Source organism: Candidatus Pelagibacter sp. HIMB1636, from assembly GCF_052047675.1.
Lineage (GTDB): Bacteria > Pseudomonadota > Alphaproteobacteria > Pelagibacterales > Pelagibacteraceae > Pelagibacter.
The window spans coordinates 365,213-380,637 of record NZ_JBNAJP010000001.1 but is presented as its reverse complement, the minus strand read 5'-3'; the positions used below and the strand labels follow the sequence as shown (position 1 = coordinate 380,637).

The window sequence follows — 15,425 nt, the reverse complement described above, 5'->3', positions numbered from 1 at the left end:
TAATACTGACTAAAAATAATCAGTATTTGAATTCTTTCTAATTAATTTATTTAAGTTCTACTTTTGCGCCAGCAGCTTCTAATTTAGCTTTGATCTCTTCAGCTTCTTTTTTGTTAACACCTGATTTAACTTCTTTTGGTGCACCCTCTACAAGATCTTTTGCTTCTTTTAAACCTAATGAAGTAGCCGCTCTTACTTCTTTAATAACATTAATTTTTTTATCACCTGCAGAAACTAACATGATAGTGAAATCATCTTTTTCTTCTGCTGGAGCTGCACCACCTGCTGTTGCTGGAGCTGCTGCTGCCATTGGAGTTACACCCCACTTTTCTTCTAACTGTTTTGAAAGTTCGGCTGCTTCAGCGACAGTCAAACTTGATAAGTCTTCAATAATTTTATTTAGGTCAGGCATATTTTTCTACTCTTTGGGTTGTGTTTCAGAATTTTCTGCGGACAAACTACTCATTTTTTCCGAATGTGCAAGCAAAATACTAATTAATTTTGAGGCTGGAGCGTTTAAAATACCTACAATATTAGCTCTTGCTTCATCAAGTGTAGGTAAACTAGCAACATTTTGGACACCGGCCTGATCCAGGACCTCATCATCCATTATTCCACCAATTAATTTGAGATTTTCATTATCTTTAGCAAATTTGGATAAGATCCTTGCAGACATTATTGCATCTTCACCGAATGCAACCGCTGTTGGACCTGTGAAAAGATTGGATAAATCTTTACACTTAGTTTTTTCTAATGCTAATTTTGTGATTCTGTTTTTAGTAATCTTAAAGACGATACCATGCTCTCTCATTTTTGCTCTTAAATCATCTAATTGAGTCATTGTTAAGCCTTGATAGTGTGTAACCATCACAGCTTTACTACTCTCAAATTTAGAAGTCATTTCTTCAATATAATTTTTCTTTTGTTCTTTGTTCATCATAACTATATCGATTTTCCTAATTTAACTTTGTATGAAACACCCATAGTAGAAGTTGCAAAAACACCTTTTATTAAATCACCTTTGAGTGTGTTGTTAGACTTTTCTTTTTCTAATGCATCTATTATTGCATTATAATTTTTTAATAATTGATCATCACTGAAAGATTTTTTTCCAATACTTACCCCAATATTTCCATCTTTATCATTTCTAATTTCAACTTGTCCTGATTTTGCATCAGTAACTGCTTGTTTAATATTTTCAGATACTGAACCAAGTTTTGGATTTGGCATTAATCCTTTTGGACCTAAAACTTTTCCTAATTTCGAAAGTTTAATCATCATTCCTGGTGTACAAATTAATTTTTCAAAATTTAAATCCCCACCTTTTATTTGTTCAACAAATTCATCTCCACCAACAATATCTGCGCCTGCATCTTTGGCTTCTTGAGCTTTATTATCTTCACAAACAACAGCAACTTTTACTTTCTTGCCTGTTCCTCCTGGAAGATTTACTACAGTTCTAATGTTGACTTCACTTTTCTTTTGTTTGTTATTTATTTGAAAACTTAAATCTAGAGATTCATCAAATTTTGTTGTACAGTTTTTTTTAAGTTCAGGTAATAATTTTTCAATAGCTTCTGCATTTAAGTCTTTAGTTTTTTCTGGCAATTTTTTATATCTTTTTGAAGCCATTATTCTTTCACCTCTATACCCATTGATCTAGCTGAACCTGCAATAATTTTTACTGCTTCGTTTATATCGTGGGCATTTAAATCATTCATTTTTTCTTTAGCAATATCTTCTAATTGTTTTTTTGAAATTGAAGCTACAATATTTCTCCCTGGCTCTTTTGATCCACCTTTTAATTTAACAGCTTCTTTAATATAAAAAGATGCTGGTGGTGATTTAATTTTAAAATCAAATTTTTTATCTTTATAAACAGTAATTTCAACTGGAACAGGTTTTCCAGCCATAGATTTTGTTTTGTCATTAAATGCTTTACAAAATTCCATTATATTAACGCCACGCTGACCTAAAGCAGGACCAACAGGAGGAGCGGGATTAGCTTGTCCGCCTTTAATTTGTAACTTTATAAATCCACTTATTTCTTTTGCCATTAACTTACTTTCTCAACTTGGTTATATTCTAAATCTACCGGTGTTGGACGACCAAATATAGAAACTGACACCTTAAGTCTAGCTTTTTCTTCATCAATTTCTTCAATCATTCCATTAAATGATGCAAATGGACCATCAACAACCTGAACTTTTTCACCAACGCTATAATCTATACCAGATTTTGGCTGAGCCACACCATCTTTAATTTGGCCTAAAATCTTCTCAACTTCCTTATCAGAAACAGGTACTGGGATGCCTTTTGATCCAAGGAAACCACTAACTCTCTTTATTCCTTTGATCATATGATAAATATTGTTATCCATTTCACTCTTAATTAGTACGTATCCAGGAAAATATTTCTTTTTTCTTTGTATTCTCTTTCCTCTTTTAACTTCTGTAACATCGTGAGTTGGAACTATAATTTCCTCAAATTTCTCACTTATTTTGGCCTTATCAGCTTCTTCTTTAATTAATGAAGCAACTTTATTTTCAAAACTGGAGTGTGATTGAACAATGTACCAATTTTTCATTAAATACTCACCTTTAACAACAATTCTAAGAAGAATTTAAGAACCTGATCTAATAAGAGAAAGAATAAAGACATTACAACTGCCATAACAAATACCATTAAAGCACCTTGCAAAGTTTCTTTCCAAGTAGGCCAAGTAACTTTGAAAGCCTCTTGTTTTACTTCCTGAATAAATTTAATCGGGTTCTTCATAATTCTTTAGCTCAAATTGGCAGGAGCGGAGGGACTCGAACCCTCAGCCTCCGGTTTTGGAGACCGGCGCTCTACCAATTGAGCTACACTCCTATTTATAGAGTTACTCTATAATTTTAGTTACTACTCCTGCTCCAACAGTTCTACCACCTTCTCTAATAGCAAAGTTTAATTTTTCTGCCATTGCAATGGGTGTAATCAGTTTAACAGTAAATTTAGCATCATCACCAGGCATAACCATTTCAGTACCTGCTGGTAATTCTACTTCCCCTGTAACGTCTGTTGTTCTAAAATAAAACTGCGGTCTATATTTTGTAAAGAAAGGAGTGTGTCTTCCACCCTCGTCTTTTTTAAGAATATAGGCTTGAGCTTCAAATTTAGTGTGAGGAGTTATTGATCCAGGCTTACAAAGAACTTGACCTCTTTCAATGTCAGTTCTTTCAATACCTCTCAATAAAATTCCTACGTTATCACCAGCTTCACCAGAGTCTAAAAGTTTTCTAAACATTTCTACACCAGTACAAACTGATTTTTTTGTTTCTTTAATTCCAACGATTTCAACTTCTTCACCAGTTTTAATTACACCAGATTCTACTCTTCCAGTTGCAACTGTTCCTCTTCCTGAAATTGAAAATACGTCCTCAACTGGCATCAAGAATGGTTTGTCAACTTCTCTAGCTGGTTGCGGAATATGTTCATCAACAGCTTTCATTAATTCTAAAATTGAATTTTTTCCAATTTCATCATCTCTTTTCTCAACTGCTGCTAAAGCCGAACCTTTAACGATTGGAGTTGTATCTCCAGGATATTTGTATGAAGTTAAAAGTTCTCTAATTTCTTCCTCTACAAGTTCAATCATATCTTTATCATCAACTTGGTCAACTTTATTTAAGTAAACAACAATTGCTGGAATACCAACTTGTCTTCCTAAAAGAATATGTTCTCTTGTTTGTGGCATAGGACCATCAGCTGCATTAACAACTAATATTGCTCCATCCATTTGTGCTGCACCAGTAATCATATTTTTTACATAGTCAGCGTGACCAGGACAGTCTACGTGAGCATAGTGTCTTTTTTCAGTTTCATATTCAACGTGTGCTGTTGAAATTGTAATTCCTCTTTCTTTTTCCTCTGGAGCTTTATCAATTTGATCGTATGCTACAGCTGTTCCACCACCAGCTTCAGCTAATACATTTGTTATAGCTGCAGTAAGAGTTGTTTTACCATGGTCGACATGACCAATAGTCCCAATGTTACAGTGGGGTTTACTTCGTACGAATTTTTCTTTTGACATTTCTTTTTAACCTCAGTTTTTTTTTTTTTTGTTTCTTACTTTAATTTCTTGGAGCGGGTAAAGGGAATCGAACCCTTACATCCAGCTTGGAAGGCTAGCGTTCTACCATTGAACTACACCCGCACAACCCCAAGAGTAACACTCCATTGTTATTTAAAATTATATTAAATGGTGGAGGGGGAAAGATTCGAACTTTCGAAGACCGAAGTCAACGGGTTTACAGCCCGCCCCATTTGACCGCTCTGGAACCCCTCCTTTGGGGAAGTGTCCCCTTGTTCAATATAGCTTCAAATTACATGCGTTTTATATATTTTATTTAACCAAATGCAACACGTGATTTATTAAGAAAAACTATTAAAAAACGTGTAAAACACATCATAATTTTATGAATAAATCATCTTTTTTTATTGTTGGTCAACATGCGGTAATGGAAGCATTACGTAATCCAAATAGGAAAGTTTTAAGAGTGTTTTTAACAGAGGATGCTAAAAAAAATATTCATAGAAAAAATCCAAATAAAAATCTTCTTGAAGAGGTAAAGGTCTACTTTAAATCAAAAAAAGAATTAGACAAATATTCATCAAAAGAACAATTGATACATAATGGATATGTTGCAGAGATTGAACATTTAGATCAACCAGAATTAAAAGAATTTATTAAAGAAAAAAATAATTTAACCTTTGTATGTTTGGATGAAGTTACTGATCCAAGAAATATAGGTTCACTTATTAGAAGTGCTGCATCTTTTAATATTGATGGTGTAATAATTAAAGAGAGACATTTCCCAAAGGACAGTAAACTAATGTATAAATCAGCGAGTGGGTGTATGGAGCATGTAAATATTTTTGAAGTTTCAAATATTAATTCTACCTTAAAAAATTTAAGAGAAAAAAATTTTTGGGTTTACGGTTTTGACTCAAAAGGCCAAAAAGATTTTACTGATATCAAATGGGAGGGAAATAATATTTTACTTTTTGGATCAGAAGGATTTGGAATGAGGCAACACACTGGAAAATATGCTGACTTTTTTGTCAAAATTGACATTAATGAAGAAATAGAAAGTTTGAATATATCAAATAGTGCAGCAATAGTGTTTCATCACCTAAGTTATTTAAAAAAAAAGAGTTGATTATTTAACAAATAATTAATAATTATTGCGCATGCCCTTGTAGCTCAGTTGGTAGAGCAATTGATTTGTAATCAATAGGTCCGCGGTTCGAATCCGTGCGGGGGCACCACTAAAATCTCATTTATTTTCAACAAACTCAATTTTACTTAAATTTTTTTTTTAATATAAAAATCATTTAATAAGACTTTAGAATAGAAAGGAGTAAAACTAGGTTAATTTTTTTCAAGTCTTTTTAAATTAAAAATATAATGAGAAAAATTGATCTAAGTTTATTTTTTTAAAATCTTTAAAATTATGAAAAGCACTTTCATTAGTCGGAATAAAAACTATATTTTTACTCTTTCTTTTACATTTCACATTAAAAGGTAAATTTTCACAATAAAAATCATATATAAATTTTGAGCCAACTTTTTCATCTATAATATTTATATTATTTTTTGATATATTTTTTTTTTTGATCATTAAAAAAGAATTGTATCTACCAACGCTCCATCTCATATTTTCATTTATTCCCTTATTAAATTTATCTGATTTATGATAGCTCTTTGGTTTTCCATGGTCAGATTTAAATATAATCGTATTCTCGTCGTAAATACCACTATCTTGAAATGATTTAATTATGGATCTAATTTTTTTTAATATACATTTCGTATTTTTAACATTTCCCTCAAAATTTTGTAACTTATTTATATTTCCATTAGAGTCGAGTATGGGAACATAATTACAATTTTCATCAAAAAGAATATACCAATGTGAAAAATTGAAATGGAAAAAAAAAGCATTATTTGTATTTGAATTTAAATAATTTCTTTGATTAAAAATTTCTAAAACTTCATAGAAACTAATTCTATTAATATCATTAAAGGTCGCCTGATTATCATTAAAGAAATTTAAACTTGTTAGTTCTAATATATAATTATAAAATTTAGTATTTCTCCAGCCATATTCATACAAATAATAAACCTTAATTGTTAACCATCTAGCAAATGAAGGAAACAAAACAGTTTGAAAAAAAGCATTTAACTTTACAGAATTATTATTTTTGAAATATTGTCCCTCAAAAATCTGATTATTTCCATTAAAAATTTTATTGTACGACCCGTAAGTATAAATATTTTTAAAATTTGTTTTGTTTTTGTTTATAATTAAATTATCGTTGTTAATTGTTTCTAAATCAGTCTGTTCAGTTAATTCACTTGAGATGGATATAAGTGTCGCTGGAAAAGTTACTATGTAATTTGAATATAAATCAAAATCTCTAAATATTTTTTTATTTTTTTCTTCATTTATTAATTCTGAGATAATGTTTCCATTAATACCATCAAAAGATATGGTTATGATATTGTTTTTGCCTAAATTCAGTTCATTTACATCAAATTTTACATTTTTATTTAAAATTAAAAAATTATTAAATAAAAAATATAAATTTATAATAAATAGAAATATAAAATAATAAAAAATCAACTTCATAAAGTTGTTTTTAAAAACCTGTATTTTGAATATTAAAAATGTAATTAATAAAGTGATGATTAATTTAAAAATATATAGATGTCTTAATCTGAAAGAATCCTCATATTGTTTCCAAAAATCTACTTTTCCACTTATCGATGGTAGCAGAGTACCATTTAAAATAATCCAAACTAAAGTGATAGTTAGGAAATAAATAAAATATTTATTTTTAAAAAAAGATTCGAATTTGTAACTTATTACATAAAAAATAGTATAAATAAAAAAAACATTCATTAGATAGATAGCCAAGGTAGTACTATCGATAATTTTTGGGATTTCATCCAAATTATTTATCATCACATCTAAAGGAACAAGTATTAAAATTAAAAATAAAATAAAAGATGAAATAGAAAAAAAATCATTCATATTTAAATTAGTTTTTCTTAAATTAAAAATAGGCATATCAACTTTATTAATTATTTATTCTAAATTAGACAATATTTTTATGAAATTAAAAGAAAAAATCTTTTAATAAATTAATTTTGCTCTTATTTTCCATAAAAGAGAAATATTCACCCTCAATGTTTTCTATTTTGGGTTCTGATAGTAAAATATTATTTTCTAAAATATTCATTAAATTTGAAGATCTGATAGCAGGATCAATAAAGGAAAACCATATTTTATGTAAATCATTTTCACTATAAATGTTATCTAGTTTAAATTTTTTGTATGCGAGCTTTTCTCGATAAAGTATTTTACCTTCATCAATTTTTTTATTTATATAAATTGCTGAACTTGAAAAGCAATTTAATTTTAAAATTGACCATAGGGATGCATCTGCTCCTCTAATATCAGGAAGAAAACCTGGGTGAATATGTAAAATATTATTTTTATAATTTAAAATATCTTTATATATTTTATTAGTGGTATTTAACAAAATTTCATTATTATCCTTTTTTAAACTTTGAATAAATTTATCTGAATTTAAACTTTCCCCAACAAAATCACAATTAAACTTAGATAATTTTATAATTTTATTTAAATAAATATTCTGAAAAAAATCCTCACTTAAATGAAAATAATTTTGTAAGTTTTTTAAAAAGGAAATATTATTTTTTACTGACAAAAATTTGATTGCAAAAGAATTGGTTGTATAAAATTTTATTCTAGAATTTAAATAACCTGAAAATAATAAATTATTATTTAAATAATATAATTTATTGATTTTAATTTTTTTTAAACTTAAAACTTCTAAATACGATCTAGCTATTGGACCTTCTTGAAAAATTAATCCAATATTAAATGTCATAATTTTATTAATTAATTTTTTTTATGTTTTAAAAAATTTTTTTTTAAAAAGTTGATAGATTGATTTAATTTTTAATATTATTGAAGTTATAATAATTTTTATTTTATTCCATAAAACTAAAAAAAATGATGCAACTAAGGCTACAATTTGCAATAGAAAACTTCCGCTACCAGGATCTAAATAGGCATAAGAATTATTGGTTAGAATTAAAAAGAAAATAAAAGAGTTTAATAATAATGATTTATAATTCATTTTTTGATTATAAATATACTGTTTCTAAATCTTTTCAATCTCAATTTATAAAAATTAACTTGTTTCTTTTCTCAACTGCTCAATTTTAATTTTTTTTTGCAAACTTCTGTTTTTATCATACATCAAATCAAATTTAATTTTTTCATTTTTTTTAATTGTGATTAATTTTGCGTTTCTGAATTCAAAGTTATCAGCAACAGCACTAATTGGTCTTTTTAAGGGATTTAAATTTTTTATAATTATTTTAGTTTTGTCATTAACAATTTTTCCTTTCCACCTTCGTGGTCTAAAAGCACTGATTGGGGATATAGATAATTTTTTTGAATGTAAACTCAAAATAGGTCCATGTACCGATAAATTGTAAGCTGTGCTGCCTGCAGGTGTGGAAACTAGAACACCATCGGATACTAATTTTTTTATAATTTTTTTTGATCCCTGATTTATTGATAAAAATGCAGCCTGTCTACTCTGTCTTAGTACTGAAACTTCGTTGATTGCTATAGATCTTTTTATTTGATTTTTTTTATTTTTAACAATCATTTCTAAAGGAGAAATTGAGACCATATTTGCTTTTAATAAATTTTTAATTATATCTTTTGAGGAAAATTTATTCATAAGAAAACCATAATTTCCAGAATTAATGCCATAAAAGTGTTTATTCGAATTTTTATTCTTTTTCAGTGTTTGAAGCATAAAACCATCACCTCCAATAACAATTATAAGATTTTCTTTTTTAAAATTTTTAGATTTAATTTTCTTAAATAACAAATTTTTTATTTTCAAAGATTTTTTATTTGAGTCAGAAATTATTTGAAGTTTACTCATTTAATGGTGCCCTCGGCCAGACTCGAACTGGCACTCCGCAAGCGGCAAGGATTTTAAGTCCTTTGTGTCTACCAATTTCACCACGAGGGCATTAATGAATTTCATTGTTATATCTTCAATTATTTATAACTCAACTATATTAAATTGTACTGATAATCTCTAGCCTCTATTACCTCATTAGGTAAATCAAGTATTACATCATCAAGTTTTATTGTTTCATCTTTATTTATATCTTTATTCAAAATTGCATTATCAGTAAGACCTAATGGTAATATTTTTTCTTTTTTTGATTTTTTTGAAGTTATCAATCTACCTCTTGCACAAAATCCACCCTCACCATCAAGTTTTTCACCTTTTTTTAAATCTTTTTTAGCAATACTAGCAACCTCAGCATTATAATTTTTTGTAAAACCAGTTGCCCTACTATCTAAAGCTATAGAGTATATGGATTGAGCAAGTTCTAATCCTATATAATGATAGGGTCTCCAGATTGCAGAATAATTACCAGATGAATCTGTAACCATTCCATAATCTTTGAAACAATTTTTTACGTATTCATTTTTTGCTTTTAAAACAATGTAAACACCCCATCTTAAATCATTTCCAATTTCTTTTTTTTCTAAATCGATACTTGAAATAACCTCTACTTGGCCTTCACTATCAATTAATCCTCCATCTTTTTTAGGTATCATTTTCTTTGCTATGTCATAGACACCAATAGGTGGAAAAGTTAAACCATTACTTGGACAATTTAGATTTGCTGCATTACTTACCGCACACATTTCTATTGCTGATTTATCTCCACATAAAAAACTGTTAAACATTTTAGGGTTCATTCCAGATTCATTTTCTGCTCTTTCCTTAGTTAAGCCATAATGACCCCAAACAGTTTCTGGTGTTGAATATTCAAAACTAGGATGATACTTCGTTCCTTTCCCAGCGCAAACAACCTCAAAACCATTTAATCTTGCCCACTCAATTTGTTCTAAAATTAATGATGGTTGATCGCCATATGCCATTGAACAAATTACTTCATTTTCTGCAGCTAAATCAGATAGATATTTTCCACATGTTATATCTGCCTCAACATTAACTAAAATAACATGCCTTTTGCTTTTTATAATTTTAGTCGCATGAACTGTACCTATTATTGGATTTCCAGTAGCTTCAATAAAAATTTCAATCTCTCGATCTATAATTTCATCAATTGAATTTGAAAAATTTATTTTTTCAATTGTTTCTGAGCTAAGGCCGCTGTTAATGCAATTTTTTTTTGCTTGATCAACATCAATATCAACAATGCTATCAATTTTTATTTTATTTAAATGATTATATTGGGCTAAAAACATGCTTACAAACTTTCCACACCCAATAAATGCTATTTTAATAGGTTTTTCTCTAGTCTCTAATTTTGTGTGTAAAAACATTTTTATATTATGCTTGTAGTGCTTTAATTAAAAATTTTTTATCAAGCTTACAATCTCTATAACCCCTTTTAACTACATTTAGGTATCTTTCTGTTGGAAATTTAAATGGAGATTTTTTAACCATTGTATAGGTCATTACTTTTTTTCCATAATAACTAAAATAATATTTTTTATAAAGAATAGGAAAATCCTCATAAACATCTAATTTTTTTTCATCACTTTTAGAAATTTCAAAAAGAGCTCCAGGCACAGAAGATTTTTTTTTAGGCTCAATATCTGCGGCTCTATATTTGCTTCTAAAAGTTAGTCTAAAATCTTTTAAATTTATTTTTTTTAAAAAAATACTGTCTTTACATCTACGTTTCATTTGAAAGTGATGGAGGTTACTACCATAAGCAAAATACAACATCAACGATCCACTACTTCAATTTTTTTTTCATTAACAAATTTTAAAATTTGTAAATTACAATTATCAATCTTACTTTGGTCTTCTGATCTGATTACAATTGAAACTCCCAGTTTACCTGCATGAAAAAAAGGATAACTGCCAATTTCAACATCTTTATTTTCATTTTGAACTTTAGTTAAAGAGTTTGCTATTTCACTTTCAACTGTTTTTAAACTAATAGTGTGACTTTTAATTGGTTCTCCACCAACTATATTATTTGTTAATCCACCTAACATTGATTTTAAAATTGAAGGAACTCCTGGAAGAGAAAAAACATTATCAACATTAAAACCTGGTGCGCCACTTGTTGGATTTAAAATAAGATTTGCATTTTCAGGCATCCATGCCATTTTTTGTCTTCCCTCATTAAATTCTCCAGGTTGATAATATTCTTCTAGAATTTTGAATGCTTCTTTGTGAACTTCATATTTTATTCCAAATGCTTTTGAAACTGATTGAGCTGTTATATCATCATGAGTAGGACCAATACCACCAGTTGTAAAAACATAATCATATTTTGATCTAAGTAAATTGAGTGTTTCAACTATAATATTTTCTACATCGGGAATTACTCTAACTTCCTGAACCTTTACCCCTATAGAATTTAACCAGGTTGCTAATGTTGATGTATTAGTATCTTGAGTTCTTCCAGATAAAATTTCATTACCAATGATTAAAATTGAAGCTTTAAATTTTGCATTTTTATCCATATGAAATATATAATTTACTGATGGAATTTACCAAGTCTTTAGTAAAAGGCAAACTAATCAAACGTTACAAAAGGTTTTTTACCGATATAAAACTTGGTAAAGAAATTGTCACAGCTCATTGTCCTAACACAGGTTCTATGAAAGGTTTATTAGATGAAGGTAATGAAGTTTATTTACTTCCAAATAATGACCCTAAGAGAAAACTAAAGTTTGGACTTGAAATAATTAAATCAAGAAAAAATTTAGTAGGTGTCAATACCCATATGGCTAACAAGATAGTAAATCATGCTATCAAAAATAATTTGATCAAAGAATTAAAAAATAATGATAAAATAAATCCAGAGGTATTCTTTAATAAGGAAACTAGATTTGATTTTTTACTAGAAAAAAAAAATCAAAAAAGCTTTGTAGAGGTCAAGAACGTTACTTTATTTAGAGATAAAGAAACCGCTGAGTTTCCAGATGCTATTACTTCAAGAGGATCTAAGCATTTATTAACTCTTATTGATGCCATAAATAAAGGTTATGAAGGTTATTTGATATTTTTAGTTCAAATTCAAAATATGAAATATTTTAAAATAGCTAAAGATATCGATGAAGAATATTATGAAAATTATAAAAAAGCTAAAAGAGCTGGGGTAAATTTTCTAGCTTATAGATGTGATTTAAGTTCAAAAAAAATTATTATAGATAAAAAACTAAAAATTTTAGATGAGTGATTATAAAGAAAAATTTGAAAAAATGAGAGTTGCTGGTGATTTAGCGGCAAGGACACTTGATATGTTAACTGATAACATTAAGGAAGGTGTCTCAACAGATTATATAGATAAATTGGGATATGAGTTTATAAGAGATAATGGAGGACACTCTGCTCCACTTTACTATAGAGGTTTTACAAAATCTTTATGTACTTCATTAAATCATGTTGTGTGTCATGGAATTCCTTCGGATAGAGTTTTAAGAGATGGTGACGCCGTAAATGTTGATGTCACTGCAATTGTAGATGAACATTATGGTGATACCAGTAGAATGTTTTGCATTGGCAAAACACCAATTAAATTAAATAATCTAATAGATGCAACATATGAGTCTATGATGAGAGCAATTAGAATTTTAAAACCAGGAGTTAAATTAGGTGATATTGGTCACGAAATTCAATCATTTGTTGAAGAAAAAGGATACTCTGTTGTTAGAGATTTTTGTGGTCACGGTATAAGTACAACATTTCATGAACCACCAAACATTTTACATTATGGAAATAAAAACTCAGGACCAGAGTTAAAACCTGGAATGACTTTTACAATAGAGCCTATGATAAATTCAGGTAAATATGATGTTAAAATGTTAAATGATGGTTGGACTGCTGTCACTAAAGATAAATCTTTATCAGCTCAATTTGAACATACGTTAGGAATTACTGAAAATGGTTATGAAATCTTTACAGAATCTGCTAAAGGTTATTCAAAGCCTCCATACTTATAATTAATGATTAAAAGATACTCTCGAAAAGAATTAACTGATATTTGGTCAGAGGAAAATAAGTATAAAATTTGGCTAGATGTAGAGGTTGCGGCTGCTGAGGCTATGGAAAAACTTGGTAAAATACCAGGAGGGGTAGCTTCAATTGTTAGAAAAAAAGCAGTCATCAATGTAAATAGAATACATAAAATTGAATCTGAAGTTAAACATGATGTTATAGCTTTTCTTACCTCTGTTACAGAAAAAGCAGGAATTAAAGCAAGATATTTGCATCAAGGGATGACTTCATCAGATGTACTTGATACCAGTTTTAATATTCAATTAGTTCAATCTGGAAAAATAATTCTTAAAGATATCGATCAATTTTTAAAAGTACTTAAGAAGCAGGCAAAAAAATATAAAATGACTCCATGTATGGGAAGAAGTCATGGAATTCACGCTGAACCAGTTACTTTTGGATTAAAATTAGCTTCTTTTTACGAAGAATTTAAAAGAAACAGAAAAAGACTTAAAGATGCAATAGATGAGGTATCAACCTGTGCAATATCAGGAGCTGTTGGAACTTTTGCAAATATAAGCCCTAATGTGGAAAAACATGTTGCAAAAAAATTAGGTTTAAAAGTTGAGCCAATTTCAACGCAAGTTATACCAAGAGATCGTCATGCATTTTATTTTTCAGTTTTAGGTATTATTGCAGGTTCAATTGAGAGAGTTGCAATTGAGATAAGACATTTGCAAAGAACAGAGGTTTATGAATTACAAGAGTACTTTTCAAAAAAACAAAAAGGATCGTCTGCGATGCCACATAAGAAAAATCCAATTTTAAGTGAAAACTTAACTGGTTTAGCTAGAATGGTTAGAAGTGCTGTCATACCAGCTTTAGAAAATATAGCGCTGTGGCATGAAAGAGACATTTCACACTCAAGTGTTGAAAGAAACATTGGTCCTGATGCAAATATTACAACAGACTTTGCATTAGTTAGATTAACAAATATTTTGGATAACATGATTGTTTATCCTAAAAAAATGTTAGAAAACTTGAATATAACAAAAGGACTAATTTTCTCTCAAGAAGTTATGCTAGAATTAACCAAATCTGGTTTAAGTAGAGAAAAATCTTACAAAATGGTTCAATCTTATGCGAAAAAATGTTTTGCAGAAAATCTAAATTTATTTGATGTGATATCTAATGATAAGTTTATTATGAGCAAAATTACAACGAAAAGGCTTAAATCAATATTTAGTTACGCAAAACACTTTAAAAATGTGAATTTGATCTTTAGAAGAGTTTTTAAATAATGAAAAAAGGAAAAAAACTATACGAAGGTAAAGCAAAAATCATTTATGCAACAAATGATAAAAATATAGTTATTCAATATTTTAAAGACGACGCTACAGCATTTAATAATCAAAAGAAAACTACAATTGAAGGTAAAGGTGTTTTAAACAATAGAATATCTGAACATATTCTTTCAAACTTATCCCAAATAGGAATTAAAAATCATTTAGTAAAAAGATTAAATATGCGTGAACAAATAATAAAACTAGTTGAGATAATTCCAATTGAATTTATTGTTAGAAATGTTGCAACAGGATCTATCACTAAAAGACTAGGTATTGAAGATGGAACTGTTTTAAAAGAACCATTAATTGAATACTGTTTAAAAGATGACAAGTTAGGTGACCCTCTAATTGCAGAAGAACACATAATAGCCTTTGATTGGGCTACTAAAAATGAAATTGATAAGGTTAAAAAAATGATTTTGAGAATTAATGACTTTATGATTGGTATGTTTAGAGGAGTTGGAATTAAGTTGATTGATTTTAAACTAGAATTTGGAAGATTAAAATCTAATGGGAAGCAAGAAGTAATACTAGCAGATGAAATTAGCCCAGATACATGCAGACTTTGGGACAGTATTACTGATAAAAAACTTGATAAAGACAGATTTAGAAAAGATTTAGGTGATTTAATTCCAGCCTACACAGAAGTTGCTAAAAGATTAGGTATTTTGCACGAACAATCTAATGTAAGTGCAGTAAATGTAACAAAATTATCATCTGTTAAGAGAGAAAAGAAATGAAAATCTCAGTAGTAATCACTTTAAAAAAAGATGTGCTAGATCCACAAGGTAAAGTTATTCATCAAACTTTAGATGGAATGGGCTTTGATGATGTTGATGAAGTTAGACAAGGTAAATATTTTGAAATTGATACAAAAGAAAATGATCCAATAAAAGCTAAAGATAAAGTTGAAGAAATGTGTAAAAAACTTTTAGCCAATCTTGTAATTGAAAACTATAAAATTATCGATCTAAAGTAATC

The 15,425-nt window shown here is 28.5% G+C and carries 20 protein-coding genes and 5 tRNA genes; 7 read left to right on the top strand and 18 right to left on the bottom strand.

The features are described 5' to 3' along the window. Positions 1-46: 46 nt before the first annotated feature. The 10 genes from rplL to ACTTA6_RS01890 all read right to left on the bottom strand — a co-directional run bounded on the left by rplL (position 47) and on the right by ACTTA6_RS01890 (position 4,327). Complete coding sequence (rplL, locus tag ACTTA6_RS01935) at positions 47-412, bottom strand: 50S ribosomal protein L7/L12 (protein WP_440614287.1); 366 nt, start codon at positions 410-412, stop codon at positions 47-49. 6 nt (positions 413-418) lie between these two features. Then, positions 419-937 (bottom strand): 50S ribosomal protein L10, encoded by a 519-nt coding sequence (gene rplJ / locus ACTTA6_RS01930; protein ID WP_428081222.1) that lies wholly within the window; start codon positions 935-937, stop codon positions 419-421. Between the two features lie 5 nt (positions 938-942). Further along, positions 943-1,632 (bottom strand): 50S ribosomal protein L1, encoded by a 690-nt coding sequence (gene rplA, locus ACTTA6_RS01925; RefSeq protein ID WP_440614286.1) that lies wholly within the window; start codon positions 1,630-1,632, stop codon positions 943-945. Next, a complete protein-coding gene (gene rplK, locus ACTTA6_RS01920) occupies positions 1,632-2,057 on the bottom strand; it encodes a 50S ribosomal protein L11 (RefSeq protein ID WP_262589090.1) in 426 nt (141 codons plus the stop codon). The genes rplA and rplK overlap by 1 nt, the downstream gene beginning before the upstream one ends. After that, the gene (gene nusG, locus ACTTA6_RS01915) at positions 2,057-2,587 is read right to left on the bottom strand and encodes a transcription termination/antitermination protein NusG (RefSeq protein ID WP_262589089.1); all 531 of its coding nucleotides are present in this window, start codon (positions 2,585-2,587) and stop codon (positions 2,057-2,059) included. The genes rplK and nusG overlap by 1 nt, the downstream gene beginning before the upstream one ends. Then, entirely contained in the window at positions 2,587-2,778 is a 192-nt protein-coding gene (gene secE, locus ACTTA6_RS01910; RefSeq protein ID WP_262589088.1) for a preprotein translocase subunit SecE, read from the bottom strand. Before secE ends, nusG begins: the two co-directional genes overlap by 1 nt. A gap of 17 nt (positions 2,779-2,795) precedes the next feature. After that, a tRNA-Trp gene (locus ACTTA6_RS01905) sits at positions 2,796-2,871 on the bottom strand. Between the two features lie 10 nt (positions 2,872-2,881). Next, complete coding sequence (tuf, locus tag ACTTA6_RS01900; protein ID WP_262589086.1) at positions 2,882-4,072, bottom strand: elongation factor Tu; 1,191 nt, start codon at positions 4,070-4,072, stop codon at positions 2,882-2,884. A gap of 49 nt (positions 4,073-4,121) precedes the next feature. Further along, positions 4,122-4,195 (bottom strand) — tRNA-Gly (locus tag ACTTA6_RS01895). A 46-nt stretch (positions 4,196-4,241) separates the two neighbouring features. Next, positions 4,242-4,327, bottom strand: a tRNA-Tyr gene (locus ACTTA6_RS01890). Between the two features lie 130 nt (positions 4,328-4,457). On the opposite strand from ACTTA6_RS01890, the gene rlmB reads away from it, so the two are divergent. Both rlmB and ACTTA6_RS01880 read left to right on the top strand, forming a co-directional pair. Further along, positions 4,458-5,201, top strand: a complete 744-nt coding sequence (gene rlmB / locus ACTTA6_RS01885; protein WP_440614285.1) for a 23S rRNA (guanosine(2251)-2'-O)-methyltransferase RlmB — start codon at positions 4,458-4,460, stop codon at positions 5,199-5,201. A 33-nt stretch (positions 5,202-5,234) separates the two neighbouring features. Continuing rightward, a tRNA-Thr gene (locus tag ACTTA6_RS01880) sits at positions 5,235-5,310 on the top strand. Positions 5,311-5,438: 128 nt separating this feature from the next. On the opposite strand, the gene ACTTA6_RS01875 is transcribed toward ACTTA6_RS01880, so the two are convergent. The 8 genes from ACTTA6_RS01875 to ACTTA6_RS01840 form a co-directional block, all read right to left on the bottom strand. Further along, a complete protein-coding gene (locus tag ACTTA6_RS01875; RefSeq protein ID WP_440614284.1) occupies positions 5,439-7,112 on the bottom strand; it encodes a hypothetical protein in 1,674 nt (557 codons plus the stop codon). A gap of 49 nt (positions 7,113-7,161) precedes the next feature. After that, positions 7,162-7,959, bottom strand: coding sequence for a hypothetical protein (locus tag ACTTA6_RS01870; RefSeq protein ID WP_440614283.1), 798 nt, complete (start codon positions 7,957-7,959; stop codon positions 7,162-7,164). A 21-nt stretch (positions 7,960-7,980) separates the two neighbouring features. Continuing rightward, positions 7,981-8,211, bottom strand: a complete 231-nt coding sequence (locus ACTTA6_RS01865) for a hypothetical protein (RefSeq protein WP_440614282.1) — start codon at positions 8,209-8,211, stop codon at positions 7,981-7,983. Positions 8,212-8,265: 54 nt separating this feature from the next. Continuing rightward, positions 8,266-9,036, bottom strand: a complete 771-nt coding sequence (locus ACTTA6_RS01860) for an NAD kinase (protein WP_440614281.1) — start codon at positions 9,034-9,036, stop codon at positions 8,266-8,268. A gap of 4 nt (positions 9,037-9,040) precedes the next feature. After that, a tRNA-Leu gene (locus ACTTA6_RS01855) sits at positions 9,041-9,126 on the bottom strand. 44 nt (positions 9,127-9,170) lie between these two features. Further along, positions 9,171-10,463: an NAD(P)H-dependent oxidoreductase gene (locus ACTTA6_RS01850; RefSeq protein WP_440614280.1), complete on the bottom strand. Its 1,293-nt coding sequence runs from the start codon at positions 10,461-10,463 to the stop codon at positions 9,171-9,173. A 7-nt stretch (positions 10,464-10,470) separates the two neighbouring features. Then, positions 10,471-10,872, bottom strand: a complete 402-nt coding sequence (locus ACTTA6_RS01845) for a gamma-glutamylcyclotransferase family protein (RefSeq protein WP_440614279.1) — start codon at positions 10,870-10,872, stop codon at positions 10,471-10,473. Beyond that, positions 10,872-11,621 (bottom strand): competence/damage-inducible protein A, encoded by a 750-nt coding sequence (locus ACTTA6_RS01840; protein ID WP_440614278.1) that lies wholly within the window; start codon positions 11,619-11,621, stop codon positions 10,872-10,874. The genes ACTTA6_RS01845 and ACTTA6_RS01840 overlap by 1 nt, the downstream gene beginning before the upstream one ends. 20 nt (positions 11,622-11,641) lie before the next feature. On the opposite strand from ACTTA6_RS01840, the gene sfsA reads away from it, so the two are divergent. Genes sfsA through purS form a run of 5 tightly spaced genes read left to right on the top strand, consistent with a single transcriptional unit; the run spans position 11,642 to position 15,423 of the window. Continuing rightward, positions 11,642-12,340, top strand: coding sequence for a DNA/RNA nuclease SfsA (gene sfsA, locus ACTTA6_RS01835; protein WP_440614277.1), 699 nt, complete (start codon positions 11,642-11,644; stop codon positions 12,338-12,340). Further along, entirely contained in the window at positions 12,333-13,103 is a 771-nt protein-coding gene (gene map / locus ACTTA6_RS01830) for a type I methionyl aminopeptidase (protein ID WP_440614276.1), read from the top strand. The genes sfsA and map overlap by 8 nt, the downstream gene beginning before the upstream one ends. A 3-nt stretch (positions 13,104-13,106) precedes the next feature. After that, positions 13,107-14,399: an adenylosuccinate lyase gene (gene purB / locus ACTTA6_RS01825; protein WP_440614275.1), complete on the top strand. Its 1,293-nt coding sequence runs from the start codon at positions 13,107-13,109 to the stop codon at positions 14,397-14,399. Continuing rightward, positions 14,399-15,184 carry a phosphoribosylaminoimidazolesuccinocarboxamide synthase gene (purC, locus tag ACTTA6_RS01820; RefSeq protein ID WP_440614274.1) on the top strand — a complete coding sequence of 262 codons (786 nt, stop codon included), beginning with the start codon at positions 14,399-14,401 and terminating at the stop codon, positions 15,182-15,184. Before purB ends, purC begins: the two co-directional genes overlap by 1 nt. After that, positions 15,181-15,423 carry a phosphoribosylformylglycinamidine synthase subunit PurS gene (purS, locus tag ACTTA6_RS01815; RefSeq protein ID WP_440614273.1) on the top strand — a complete coding sequence of 81 codons (243 nt, stop codon included), beginning with the start codon at positions 15,181-15,183 and terminating at the stop codon, positions 15,421-15,423. The genes purC and purS overlap by 4 nt, the downstream gene beginning before the upstream one ends. Positions 15,424-15,425: the final 2 nt, after the last annotated feature.

Excerpts from the sequence above, each read along its gene's own strand:
- rplL (WP_440614287.1), bottom strand. The coding sequence starts at position 412 with ATGCCTGACCTAAATAAAATTATTGAAGACTTATCAAGTTTGACTGTC.
- rplJ (WP_428081222.1), bottom strand. The coding sequence starts at position 937 with ATGAACAAAGAACAAAAGAAAAATTATATTGAAGAAATGACTTCTAAA.
- rplA (WP_440614286.1), bottom strand. The coding sequence starts at position 1,632 with ATGGCTTCAAAAAGATATAAAAAATTGCCAGAAAAAACTAAAGACTTA.
- rplK (WP_262589090.1), bottom strand. The coding sequence starts at position 2,057 with ATGGCAAAAGAAATAAGTGGATTTATAAAGTTACAAATTAAAGGCGGA.
- nusG (WP_262589089.1), bottom strand. The coding sequence starts at position 2,587 with ATGAAAAATTGGTACATTGTTCAATCACACTCCAGTTTTGAAAATAAA.
- secE (WP_262589088.1), bottom strand. The coding sequence starts at position 2,778 with ATGAAGAACCCGATTAAATTTATTCAGGAAGTAAAACAAGAGGCTTTC.
- tuf (WP_262589086.1), bottom strand. The coding sequence starts at position 4,072 with ATGTCAAAAGAAAAATTCGTACGAAGTAAACCCCACTGTAACATTGGG.
- rlmB (WP_440614285.1), top strand. The coding sequence starts at position 4,458 with ATGAATAAATCATCTTTTTTTATTGTTGGTCAACATGCGGTAATGGAA.
- ACTTA6_RS01875 (WP_440614284.1), bottom strand. The coding sequence starts at position 7,112 with ATGCCTATTTTTAATTTAAGAAAAACTAATTTAAATATGAATGATTTT.
- ACTTA6_RS01870 (WP_440614283.1), bottom strand. The coding sequence starts at position 7,959 with ATGACATTTAATATTGGATTAATTTTTCAAGAAGGTCCAATAGCTAGA.
- ACTTA6_RS01865 (WP_440614282.1), bottom strand. The coding sequence starts at position 8,211 with ATGAATTATAAATCATTATTATTAAACTCTTTTATTTTCTTTTTAATT.
- ACTTA6_RS01860 (WP_440614281.1), bottom strand. The coding sequence starts at position 9,036 with ATGAGTAAACTTCAAATAATTTCTGACTCAAATAAAAAATCTTTGAAA.
- ACTTA6_RS01850 (WP_440614280.1), bottom strand. The coding sequence starts at position 10,463 with ATGTTTTTACACACAAAATTAGAGACTAGAGAAAAACCTATTAAAATA.
- ACTTA6_RS01845 (WP_440614279.1), bottom strand. The coding sequence starts at position 10,872 with ATGTTGTATTTTGCTTATGGTAGTAACCTCCATCACTTTCAAATGAAA.
- ACTTA6_RS01840 (WP_440614278.1), bottom strand. The coding sequence starts at position 11,621 with ATGGATAAAAATGCAAAATTTAAAGCTTCAATTTTAATCATTGGTAAT.
- sfsA (WP_440614277.1), top strand. The coding sequence starts at position 11,642 with ATGGAATTTACCAAGTCTTTAGTAAAAGGCAAACTAATCAAACGTTAC.
- map (WP_440614276.1), top strand. The coding sequence starts at position 12,333 with ATGAGTGATTATAAAGAAAAATTTGAAAAAATGAGAGTTGCTGGTGAT.
- purB (WP_440614275.1), top strand. The coding sequence starts at position 13,107 with ATGATTAAAAGATACTCTCGAAAAGAATTAACTGATATTTGGTCAGAG.
- purC (WP_440614274.1), top strand. The coding sequence starts at position 14,399 with ATGAAAAAAGGAAAAAAACTATACGAAGGTAAAGCAAAAATCATTTAT.
- purS (WP_440614273.1), top strand. The coding sequence starts at position 15,181 with ATGAAAATCTCAGTAGTAATCACTTTAAAAAAAGATGTGCTAGATCCA.